The sequence below is a fragment of the Dactylosporangium thailandense genome (genome assembly GCF_059739745.1).
This window is the reverse complement of sequence record NZ_AP029195.1, coordinates 5,070,992-5,081,497: the sequence shown is the minus strand read 5'-3', so window position 1 is coordinate 5,081,497 and position 10,506 is coordinate 5,070,992. Positions and strand designations below refer to the sequence as shown.

Genomic DNA, 10,506 nt, shown 5'->3' with positions numbered 1-10,506 from the left:
CGCATGCTGCTCCGGGACATTACGGTCACCCCGGCGATGTGCGGGTACAACTCGCTGTTCGTCGGCCAGGTCGGCGACTGGACCTGGCAGACGGTCAGCGAGCTGTGCGGCACCGACGCGTTCACCGCCCGCGACGAGTCGGGCGCGCCGACGTACCTCGCGTTCTACTACTACCACCTGCGGGGCAGCCGCGAGATGCACCTGCGCCGCTTCACGTTCGGCGACCGGCTGCGGGTGCTGTCCGCCTGCTACGGCTACGGCAGCGAGTCGGTGCTGACCCTGCACCGCATCGCCCTGGCCGGCGACCCGGCGGCCGCGGCCGAGAAGCTCGACCCCGTCGAGTTCTACGAGCGTCCGCGCTCCGGGTGCCTCTACGTCGAGACGTTCAACCGCTGGGTGACCCGCAGCGCGGAGCGCAGCAACCGCGACCTGGTGCGCTCGGCTCCGGTGGACTTCCGCCACGAGCACCTGCCGATCCTGCCGGAGCGGTACTCCCCGCGCGCCGTCTACCACCGCGCCCGCACCGCCCGCACGTTCGACGAGGGCCCGGCCGAGGTCGTCGTCGACGGGCACACCACCGCGTACCGCCTCGACCCGACCCGGGACCTCAACGGCGTCGGCCTCGTGTACTTCGCCGCGTACTTCTCCATTGTGGACACCGCGGTGTGGCGGCTGTGGCAGCTGCTCGGCCGCGACGAGGAGGAGTACCTGCGCCTGCGCCTGACCGACGAGCGCGTGTGCTACCTCGGCAACGCCGACGCCGGCACCGTGCTCACGCTCACCGCGCGGCTGCGCCGGCACGCCGACGGCGCCGAGGTCGTCGACGTCGTCATCGAGGAGCAGGACACCGCGCGGCTCATCGCCGTCGCCACGCTGCAGGTCGGTGCCGCATGAGCCCGGCGACCCGCGAGCGCGTCACGGCGGCGGTGCACAGCGCGATCACCACGATCCTGCCCGGCCTCGACCCGGGCGCCATCGACCACGGCAAGCACCTCAAGGACCTCGGCGCCGACTCGGTCGAGCGGGTGGAGATCATCCTCATGATCACCGACCGGCTCGGCGTGCGCCGGCCCCTGTCCGACTTCAGCGGCATCCCGAACGTCGCCGCCCTCATCGACGACCTCTGCCAGGCGGAATCATGACCGACGCAACCCTGACCATCGGTATCGAAGCGCTGAACGTGTACTGCGGCGTGGCCCAGATCCCCGTGCCGGTCCTGTTCGAGGGCCGCGGCCTGGACCCGGCGCGGCTGGAGAACCTCGCGATGACCAACCGCTCCATCGGCCTGCCCTGCGAGGATCCCGTCACCAACGCCGTCAACGCGGCCCGGCCGATCGTGGAGGCGCTGAGCCCGGAGGAGCGCGACTCGATCGAGCTGCTCGTCACCTCCACGGAGTCCGGCGTCGACCTCAGCAAGTCCGTCGCCTCCTACGTGCACGAGCACCTCGGCCTCGGCTCCCGCTGCCGGCTGCTGGAGGTCAAGCAGGCCTGCTACGGCGCCACCGGCGTGCTGCAGCTCGCCGCCGGCTACCTGGCCGCCGCCGTGTCACCCGGCGCCCGGGCCCTCGTCGTGGCCACCGACGTCGCCCTCGTCGACGCCCGCAGCGAGTACGCCGAGCCCGCGACCGGCCACGGCGCCGCCGCCGTGCTGCTCGGCGACCGGCCGCGGGTGCTGACGCTCGACCTGGGCGCCTTCGGGCTGCACAGCTACGAGACGATGGACTCGGCCCGGCCCACGCCGCAGTTCGACATCGCCGACACGGACCGGTCGCTGTTCGCCTACCTCGACTGCCTGTCGCGCAGCTTCGCGGCCTACGCCGAGCGGGTGCAGGACGCCGACTTCGTCGCCACCTTCGACCGGCTGGCGCTGCACACCCCCTTCGCCGGGCTCGTCCGCGCCGCGCACCGCAAGATGCTGCGCGAGCACGCCGGGGCCGATCCCGCGGCGATCGAGGCCGACTTCCGGCGGCGGGTGGAACCGTCGCTGGCCTACCCGCGCACCGTGGGCAACCTCTGCTCCGGCTCGGTGTACCTGGCGCTCGCCTCGCTCATCGAGCACACGCCGCTCGGCAGCCCGGCCCGCGTCGGCCTGTACTCCTACGGCTCCGGCTGCTCGTCGGAGTTCTTCAGCGGGACCGTCGACGCCGGCTCACGCGCGGCGCTCGCCCCGATGCGCATCGGCGCCCGGCTCGCGGCCCGGTGCGAGCTCAGTTTCGAGGAGTACGCCCAGCTGCTCAAGGAGAACCTGCGGGTGCTCGTCCCGGAGCCGCACCGCGACGTGGACGTGGCCCGCTACGACGAGTACCTCGACCGGGTGCCCGGCCGCCCCCGGCTGCTGGTGCTCACCGGTATCGACAACTTTCACCGCCGGTACGCCTGGCACTGAGGAGGCGACATCATGGACGACGACCAGATCTTCCAGCTGGTCCGCAAGAATCTCTGCCTCGTGCTGCCCGAGGTCGACCCCGGCTCGGTCCGCCCCGACGTGGCCATGGCCGACCTGGGCTGCAACAGCCTCGACCGCACCGAGGTGGTCGCGATGACGATGGAGGACCTCGACGTCGACGTGCCGGCCATGGCGTTCCGCGACGTCGGCGACATCGCGGGGCTCGTCGCGGTCCTGCGCCAGTACGCGTGAGCGCGGAACCGGTCGCCGTCACGGGCATGGGCGTGCGCTGCGCGATCGGCGACGGCGTCGAGGCCTTCACCGCCGCCCTGCGCCGGGGCGCGAGCGGCGTGGTCGGCGTCGACGACCCGGCGACGGCGGGTCCCGCCTGCGCCGCCCCGATGCCCGACGTCGACCTCGCGGCGGCCCTCGACAGCGCACCCGATGCGGTGGCCCGCCGGTCGGCCCGCGCCGCCGCCCGGGCGCCGCTGCCGATCCGCGCCGCCGTCGCCGTCGCCGTCGAGGCCGCGGGCGCCGCCGGCCTGCTCACCGGCGCGCTGCCCCGCGAGCGCCTCGGCGTCGTCGTCGCCGGGCACAACCTCACCGGCCGCTACGCGCAGCAGGTGGCGGCCACTCTCGGCCGCGCGCCGGCCCGTGTCCCGGGCCGGGCCGCGCTGCGGCTGCTCGACACCGATCACCTCGGCGTCCTCAGCCACGTGCTCGACGCGGCGGGGGAGGGCTGCCAGGTCGGTGCCGCCTCGGCCAGCGGCAATGTCGGCATCGTCACCGGCGCCCGTCTGGTGGCCGTCGGCGCCGTGGAGGCCTGCGTCGTCGTCGGCGCCCTGGCCGACCTCACCCCGGCCGAGACGCAGGCGCTGTTCAACCTCGGCGCGATGGCGGACGAGCCGTGCCGGCCCTTCGACGCCGGGCATCGAGGTTTCGTACCAGGCCAGGGATGCGCCGCCCTGGTGCTGGAGCACCGCGACTCGGCCCGCGCGCGCGGCGCCACCGTGCGGGCGAGCATCGTCGGCACCGCCGTGTGCCTCGACGCCAACAGCGGCCCCGACCCCGACGAGCACGGCGAGGCCCGCGCCATGACGGCCGCCCTCGCCGCGGCCGGCCGCACCCCCGGCGAGGTCGGCTACGTCAACGCCCACGGCACCGGCTCCCCGCTCGGCGACCGCACCGAGGCGGCCGCCCTGTGCCGCGTCTTCGGCACCGGCCCGGACCGTCCCTGGGTCAACGCGACCAAGGCCCTCACCGGGCACTGCCTCTACGCCGCCGGGGTGGTGGAGGCCGTCGCGACCATCGCGCAGCTGCGCGGCGGCTTTCTCCACCCCAACCCGCGCCTGTCCCGCCCCATCGAGCCCGCCCTGCGACTCGTGGGCGCCGAACCGGTCGCCGCCCGTCCCGTCCTGGCTCTGTCCAACGGCTTCGGCTTCGGCGGCATCAACACCAGCATCGCCATCGCGGTCGAACCCGGGAGCCTAGGGAGCGCGGCATGACGTCCCTGCAGCTCGGCACCGCCTGGATCGGCGGCCCGGCCGGCGAGACCGGCGCACCCCTGCGGCTGTTCTGCTTCGCCCACGCCGGCGGCGGCGCCACCGCCTACCGCACCTGGCGCGAGCCGCTGCTGCCACACGTCGCCCTCGCCCCGGTCCAGCTGCCCGGCCGCGAGTCCCGGCTGCGCGAACGCCCGGTGCGCAGCATGGACGACCTCATCGCGCCGCTCTGCGACGGCCTGCTGCCCATGCTGGACCGGCCCTTCGCCGTCTTCGGCCACAGCATGGGCGCCGCGATCGCCTTCGAGGTCGCCCACGAGCTCGCCCGCCGCGGCTGGGGCGCACCCGTCCGGCTCTTCGTCTCCGGCCGCCGCCCGCCGCACCTGCCCGCCCGCCGGCCGCCGCTGCACCGCCTGCGCGACGAGCAGTTCGTGCCCGCGGTCAGCTCCCTCAACGGCATCCCCCGCGAGGTGCTCGACGCCCCGGACATCATGGCCCTGGTCCTGCCGACGCTGCGCGCCGACTTCGAGCTGAACGAGACGTACTGCCCGCGCCGCACGGACCTGCTGCGGTGCCCGGTGACCGCCCTGACCGGTGACGCCGACCCGGAGGTGACCGCCGACGAGATGGCCGCCTGGCGCGACACGACCCGCTCCTCCTTCGACCTGCATGTCTTCCCGGGCGACCACTTCTACCTCAGACCGGCCCGGGACGCGGTGCTCGCGACCGTCCTGGATCGTCTCGCCGGCGCCTGACACATCGCGTTCGGCCGCGCCGTTGCGACCCGTCCCCGGATACGTGCACATAGCAACATATTCATATGGCATGTACGATGTCCGCTCGCCCGTGATCGGCGATTGCGCAGCCCGGGCGGGCTGCCCGGCGCTGCACATGTCGTGGAATCGTCATCGAATCGCCGGAGAAGCGTCATGGGTCGAGAGTGACGATGGATCGGGAGGTTCGGATGACGGTGTTGCATGAGTCCGATGGCGTCGACTTCCGGCTGGTGTGCGACGGCTGCGGAACGGCCGTGGAGCGTCTCGGCGCCAACTTGCACAACTGGGATCTGGCTTGGAGCTTCGTGAAGCGGCACGGCTGGATCGGTGACCGGTCGCGGCGGGGGCCGCACGGGTGCCCGCGATGCACGGCGCGCGCCGCGATCGCGGCCGACGGGTGACGGTGCTCCGGCGGGCGGCCGATTGTCACGGGAACGTCATGCCCCGCAACGATGTGGGCATGACGGGCGTCCGGGATAATTGCACTATGCACATGATTGTTCGGGTGGCCCGATGACCGCGTTGCTCAGCCGGGACGGTGCCGACTTCAGTCTGGTGTGCGACTCCTGCGGCTGGGTGATCGGCAATCTCGCGGCGTCGGCGGGCGACTGGCGCGGGGCCTGGAGCCTCTTCAGGCTGGACGGATGGTGCGGCAGCGAGCTGGCGGTCGGGCCGCACGGCTGCGGCCGGTGCGGGCCGCCGACGTCGCTCGACGGCATCGTGGCCCGATCGCTGGACGCCCCCTCGGTCGTGCCGGCCGGACGGTCCGGCCCGCGGATGGTGCTGCAGCTGCTGCCGGACGTCCGCGCGATCGAACTGCGCGGCGAGCTCATGTGCACCGACGACGCGCGGCTCTGGGACATGCTGAGCGGCGACCCCGGCCCGTTCACGCATCTGCTGGTCGACGTCAGCCGGGTCGGGCGACTGAGCTCCGCGACCGTGGACGTGCTCGTCCGCGCGGCGCAGCGCGCGTCCGCGGCCGGGGGCCGCGCGTGTCTGGTCGGCGCCGGTCCGGTCGTGGCCGGTGCGCTGCGGATGCTGTGCCTGGATGGCGTCCTGCCCATGCGGGCCGAGCGGGCGGCGGCGCTGGAGTGGCTGCGCTCGGGCCGACCGGTGGCGTGCTGAGCTGACCCGGCGCCGCGCGGGCGCCTCGAAGCCCCACCCGCGGTCGTGGTCCACCAGTGCACGTCCTGGCGCACACGGCCGCCGCGGGTGCTGCGTGCACATTTAGCTGCCTACTACAATGGTTGCACTATGCAGCTATTAATGCGCGTGCCACGCGAGCGGTACCTGGTGTTGTGGGACCGGCTGCGGGGCGGCTCGGCCGGTCTGCTCGTCCTCGCCGTCGGCATCGGGGCCGGGGCGAGCCTGGGCGCGGTCGCCTTCCGCTGGCTCGTATCCGCCGCCACCGAGCTGTTCAGCGGCGCGTCCGACTACACCGCCCACCCGGGTGCCGCCCACCCGTTGCTGCCGTGGGCGGGCCGGTGGTTCGTGGTAGCGGCGCCGGTGGCGGCCGGGCTGCTGTACGGGCCGCTCATCCATCTCGGTGCCCGCGAGGCCCGGGGCCACGGGGTGCCGGAGGTCATGTACGCCGTCACCGCCCGCGGAGGCCGGATTCGCCCGCGGGTCGCCATCGTGAAGTCCGTCGCGAGCGCCCTGTGCATCGGCGGCGGCGGCTCCGTCGGCCGCGAAGGGCCGATCGTGCAGGTCGGCTCGGCGCTCGCCTCGGCCGCCGGGCAGGCGCTGCGGCTGCCGGACTCCCGGCTGCGCCTGCTCGTCGGGGCCGGCGCGGCCGGTGCCGTGTCGGCGACCTTCAACGCGCCGATCGCCGCGGTCTTCTTCGCCCTCGAGCTGATCCTCGCCGACTTCGCCGTCGAGTCGTTCGCCGCGGTCGTGCTGGCCTCGGTGACGTCGAGCGCCATCAGCCGGGCGCTGCTCGGCGACCACCCGTTCCTGGCACTGCCGGCCTTCCACGTGGTCTCGCCGGTGGAGTACCTGTGGTACGCGGGACTCGGTCTGGTCGCGGCCATCGTCGGGGTCGGGTTCAGCCGGGTGCTGTACCTGGTCGAGGACGTCTGTGACCGCTGCTGGCGCGGGCCGGAGTGGCTGCGGCCGGCGGCCGGGGGCCTTGCGCTGGGAGGCGTCCTGCTCCTGCTGCCGCAGCTGTACGGGGTGGGGTATCCGGTCCTGGGCCGCGCCGTCGCGGGCGGCTACCCGCTGCTGTTGCTGCTCCTGCTGCTGGTCGGCAAGATGCTGGCCGCGAGCCTGACGATCGGCATCGGCGGATCCGGGGGCGTCTTCGGCCCCACGCTGTTCATCGGCGCGATGCTCGGCGCCGCGGCCGGTGACGTCGCGCACGCCGTGATGCCCGGCCTGACCGCTCCGCCGGGCGCCTACGCGCTGGTCGGCATGGGCGCGGTGTTCGCCGGTGCGGCCCGCACGCCGATCACCGCGGTGGTCATGATCTTCGAGCTAACGGGCGAGTACTCGGTCGTGCTGCCGCTGATGGTCGCCGTCGCCCTGGCCGCCGGCGCCTCGCGGCTGGTGTCCACCGACACGATCTACACGCGGAAGCTGCATCGGCGCGGTATCGACCTGGGCCGGGACCATCGGCCGGCGCTCCCGGTGCCGACCGTGGATGCGGTGGCGGGGCCGTTGCCGGCCGCGCTGCCGGCGGACGCCGGGCTGGCGGAGGTGGCCGAACGGTTCGCGGCCGGCGGCCATGACGCGCTGCCGGTCGTCGACGATCGGGGCCGGCTACGCGGCGTGGTGCCCGCCGTGGAGGTGGAGCGCGCGCTGCGCGACGACGCCGGCGGCGTGACCGCGGCCGACCTGGCCTCCACCGTGCCGGTGCTGCGGGCCGGGCAAGCCCTCGACGAGGCTCTCGACGCGGTGGTCCGCGCCGGCGGGCTCGGCCTGCCGGTGGAGCGCGATGACTGCCTGGTCGGCTGGGTCACGCACCGCGACATCCTGGCCGCCGTCACGACCCGCCCGCAGCCGTGGGCCACCGCACCGGGCCCGTGAGGATCCCCGGTGCCGGCGTCAGCTGTCCGGGGTCTCGAGCTCCTCGTCCACGGACGGGAAACCGAGCCACCACTCGCTCTCCGGCGGCTCACCGGCGGCGGCGGCGAAGGCGCGCAGTGCCGGGGCGACCGCCGGGTGCCAGACCTCCGCCGTCGCGGCGACGATGTCGGACAGCTGCTCGCGGCGGCTCTCCGTCACCTGCTGGACGAGCCGCCGCCCGGCCGCCGTCAGCGTGAGCCGCACCACACGCCGGTCGGAGGTCGGCCGCGAGCGGCGGGCCAGGCCCTTGCGGACCAGCCGGTCGCACATGCGGGTGCCGGTCGACGGGGCGACCTGCAACTCGGCCGAGATGTCGGCCACCCGCTGCGGTCCGCGCGCGGCCAGGACGACGAGCGCGCGGTACTGCGGCAGCGTGACGTCGGGATCGATGTCGGCCAGGGACCGGGCGGCGATGCCGACCAGCGCCCGGCTCGCCGTCAGCAGTGCCTCGACGGCCTCGGGGCCGGCGATGGCGGCATCAACCGCGCGTGCGTCCTTGGGCATGCGCCAACCCTAGAGCGTCGGCGGATCCTCCACGAAACGCCCCGCGCAGGCGGGACAACGGTGCCACCACATCTCGCGGAGCCGTTCCGCCTGCCACCCCGAGGCCTGGGCCCGGGCCCAGAGGGTCTCCCGGTCGGCCCCCGCGACCCGCAGGGTGGCACCGCAGCGGTCGCACGAGACCTCCACCGCCCTCGGATTCGTAGTGACGATCATGACGGGTCACCTCCGGACGGTCAGGCGTCCGCCGCCGCGACGGCGTAGATGGACACGGTGCGCTGGCAGCGGACGCCGTCGAGCTCGAAGGCGGCCGGGAACCCGGTGTCGGGCTGGTCCAGGGTTCCCGAGAGGGTGACCCGCACCGGCGTGGCGCGGTCGGGCGAGCCCTCGCCCGTCACGACGACGAGTGAGCCGGACTGGCTGACGGTCGAGCCGGAGGCGTTGGTCACCCGCTGCCCGGGTGGCGCCGTGAAGCGCAAGGTCCACGACTGCGTGCTCGCCGCGGTCACGGCGACGTCCGCGGTGAAGGTCGTCGGGGTGCGGTGTCCGACGTACCGGACCGAGCATGCGCCGCCAGTGTCCGACGGCGGCCCGCCGGCGGTCGCGGCGGGCGTCGACCACAGCGGGCGCATCCAGCCGCCCGCGGCGAGGAGCGCCGCCGCGGCAATCAGGACGGCCGGGCGTCGCCAGCCGATCGCGGGGCCGGAGCGCCATGGGACCGTGCACGGATGCCGGGGACGCTCGGGCCCGCGCGTCTCGCCGGGCGCGGTGCGCACGTCAGGCGCCGGATCGGCCCCGTCCGCGTGCCGTGCCAGCGCGTCACGAAGGACCTCGCCGAGGTGACGGCTGGACGGGCGAAATGCCGGGTCGTCGGCCAGGCACGCGTCGACGGCCGCGACCACCTCGGCCGGGACCTCCGTCGCCGGCGGCAGGGACACGCCCGGCGAGGCCAGGCGCTCGCGAACGAGCGCATGGCGGGCCACCGCGGTCCACGGCAGAACACCGGTCAGCATGTGGTACAGCACGACCCCGAGCGCGTACATGTCGGTGGCGCTCGTGGCCGGCTCGCCGCGCAGCTGCTCCGGAGCCATGTACTCCGGAGTGCCGAGCAGCACGCGCGCGGCGCGGCCGTCGGCGGCGCCGATGATCGAGGCGAGCCCGAAGTCGACGACCTTCACGCCCGAGCGGGTGAGCATGATGTTGCCCGGCTTGATGTCGCGATGGACGACACGGTGCCGGTGCGCGGCCGCGAGCCCGTCGGCGACCTGCGCGGCGATGCGCACGGCTTCGCGCCAGGGCACCGCCCCGGGGCCACGGAGGCGATGGTCGAGCGTCTCGCCGTCGACGTACTCCATCACCAGGTACGGCACCGCCCGGCCCAGCCCGCGCGCCCGGTGTCCGGCGTCATGGATCGCGGCGACGTTCGGATGATTGATCCGGGCGGCCGCCTTGGCCTCGGTGACGGCGCGTTCGCGAGCGCGGGCCGAGCCGGCGAGCTCGGGCAGGAGCAGCTTGACCGCCACGGTCCGGTCGAGGCGGGTGTCGACGGCGCGCCACACCTCCGCCATGCCGCCCGAGCCGGCCTGGCTCACCAGCCGGTACCGGCGGGCGATCGTCGACATCGCGCAACCTCCCTCGGCGGCAACGGGCACCAAACCCGCACATTACCGAGGCGTTTTCGCCTGCGGCCAGGCTCGGGCGCCTCGAGCGGCGCATTGACACGGGACCGTCATATCCGCGGCCCGCGCACGCACCGTCAGACGGCCGGCCGATTGCGGTCGACCACGAGGGCGTACCGCTCGATGCTGCGTATCAGCCCGACCAGCTGGGCGAAGTCCACGGGTTTGCGCAAGAAGTGTGCGGATGGCACCCCGAAGTCGAGCAGCATGCTCTCCTCGACGTCCGAGCCGGTGAGCACGACCACCGTCAGGTCCCGCAGCCGCGGGTCGGCGACCACCCGGTCGAGCACCACGCGCCCGTCGACGCCGGGCAGGTTCAGGTCCAGCAGCAGGACGTCGGGCACCGGCGCGTCCCGGTACGCGCCGCGCCGTTCGAGGTACTCCAGCGCGCGGCGTCCGTCGCCCAGGACGGTCACCGGGTTGCGGAGGCGGTGCTCCCGGAACTCGTCGAGCGTGAACGCGACGTCGCCGGGGTCGTCCTCGACCAGCAGAATCCGGACCAACGGCAGCGATCCGCTCGTCGGTTCGGTCACTGCGCGCATCCTTTCCGACGTAGGGCCGCCCCCGTCGTATGCATGCAGTGTACAACTAATGCATTA

13 protein-coding genes are annotated in these 10,506 nt (G+C 74.1%); 9 read left to right on the top strand and 4 right to left on the bottom strand.

The genetic code is table 11. The features are described 5' to 3' along the window. Nucleotides 1-3: 3 nt before the first annotated feature. The 9 genes from AC6JBM_RS22140 (at nt 4) to AC6JBM_RS22100 (ending at nt 7,688) form a co-directional block, all read left to right on the top strand. Entirely contained in the window at nt 4-894 is an 891-nt protein-coding gene (locus AC6JBM_RS22140) for an LnmK family bifunctional acyltransferase/decarboxylase (RefSeq protein ID WP_497985479.1), read from the top strand. Further along, nucleotides 891-1,142, top strand: coding sequence for a phosphopantetheine-binding protein (locus AC6JBM_RS22135; protein ID WP_497985478.1), 252 nt, complete (start codon nt 891-893; stop codon nt 1,140-1,142). Before AC6JBM_RS22140 ends, AC6JBM_RS22135 begins: the two co-directional genes overlap by 4 nt. After that, nucleotides 1,139-2,386 carry a hydroxymethylglutaryl-CoA synthase family protein gene (locus AC6JBM_RS22130; RefSeq protein WP_497985477.1) on the top strand — a complete coding sequence of 416 codons (1,248 nt, stop codon included), beginning with the start codon at nt 1,139-1,141 and terminating at the stop codon, nt 2,384-2,386. The genes AC6JBM_RS22135 and AC6JBM_RS22130 overlap by 4 nt, the downstream gene beginning before the upstream one ends. A gap of 12 nt (nt 2,387-2,398) precedes the next feature. Next, entirely contained in the window at nt 2,399-2,638 is a 240-nt protein-coding gene (locus tag AC6JBM_RS22125; RefSeq protein WP_350610688.1) for a phosphopantetheine-binding protein, read from the top strand. Then, nucleotides 2,635-3,891 carry a beta-ketoacyl synthase N-terminal-like domain-containing protein gene (locus AC6JBM_RS22120; protein ID WP_497985476.1) on the top strand — a complete coding sequence of 419 codons (1,257 nt, stop codon included), beginning with the start codon at nt 2,635-2,637 and terminating at the stop codon, nt 3,889-3,891. The genes AC6JBM_RS22125 and AC6JBM_RS22120 overlap by 4 nt, the downstream gene beginning before the upstream one ends. Next, nucleotides 3,888-4,643 carry a thioesterase II family protein gene (locus AC6JBM_RS22115; RefSeq protein WP_497985475.1) on the top strand — a complete coding sequence of 252 codons (756 nt, stop codon included), beginning with the start codon at nt 3,888-3,890 and terminating at the stop codon, nt 4,641-4,643. Before AC6JBM_RS22120 ends, AC6JBM_RS22115 begins: the two co-directional genes overlap by 4 nt. 209 nt (nt 4,644-4,852) lie before the next feature. After that, on the top strand, nt 4,853-5,065 hold the full coding sequence (locus tag AC6JBM_RS22110) for a hypothetical protein (RefSeq protein ID WP_497985474.1): 213 nt from the start codon (nt 4,853-4,855) through the stop codon (nt 5,063-5,065). A 112-nt stretch (nt 5,066-5,177) separates the two neighbouring features. Further along, nucleotides 5,178-5,789 (top strand): STAS domain-containing protein, encoded by a 612-nt coding sequence (locus AC6JBM_RS22105; protein WP_497985473.1) that lies wholly within the window; start codon nt 5,178-5,180, stop codon nt 5,787-5,789. Between the two features lie 141 nt (nt 5,790-5,930). Next, the gene (locus AC6JBM_RS22100) at nt 5,931-7,688 is read left to right on the top strand and encodes a chloride channel protein (protein WP_497985472.1); all 1,758 of its coding nucleotides are present in this window, start codon (nt 5,931-5,933) and stop codon (nt 7,686-7,688) included. Between the two features lie 18 nt (nt 7,689-7,706). Here AC6JBM_RS22100 and AC6JBM_RS22095 read toward each other — a convergent pair whose 3' ends face one another. From AC6JBM_RS22095 to AC6JBM_RS22080, 4 genes are all read right to left on the bottom strand, one after another. Further along, nucleotides 7,707-8,231 (bottom strand): MarR family winged helix-turn-helix transcriptional regulator, encoded by a 525-nt coding sequence (locus AC6JBM_RS22095; RefSeq protein WP_497985471.1) that lies wholly within the window; start codon nt 8,229-8,231, stop codon nt 7,707-7,709. A gap of 9 nt (nt 8,232-8,240) precedes the next feature. Beyond that, entirely contained in the window at nt 8,241-8,444 is a 204-nt protein-coding gene (locus AC6JBM_RS22090) for a hypothetical protein (protein ID WP_497985470.1), read from the bottom strand. Between the two features lie 20 nt (nt 8,445-8,464). Beyond that, complete coding sequence (locus tag AC6JBM_RS22085; RefSeq protein WP_497985469.1) at nt 8,465-9,850, bottom strand: serine/threonine-protein kinase; 1,386 nt, start codon at nt 9,848-9,850, stop codon at nt 8,465-8,467. A gap of 134 nt (nt 9,851-9,984) precedes the next feature. Beyond that, on the bottom strand, nt 9,985-10,440 hold the full coding sequence (locus AC6JBM_RS22080) for a response regulator (protein WP_497985468.1): 456 nt from the start codon (nt 10,438-10,440) through the stop codon (nt 9,985-9,987). Nucleotides 10,441-10,506 lie beyond the last annotated feature (66 nt).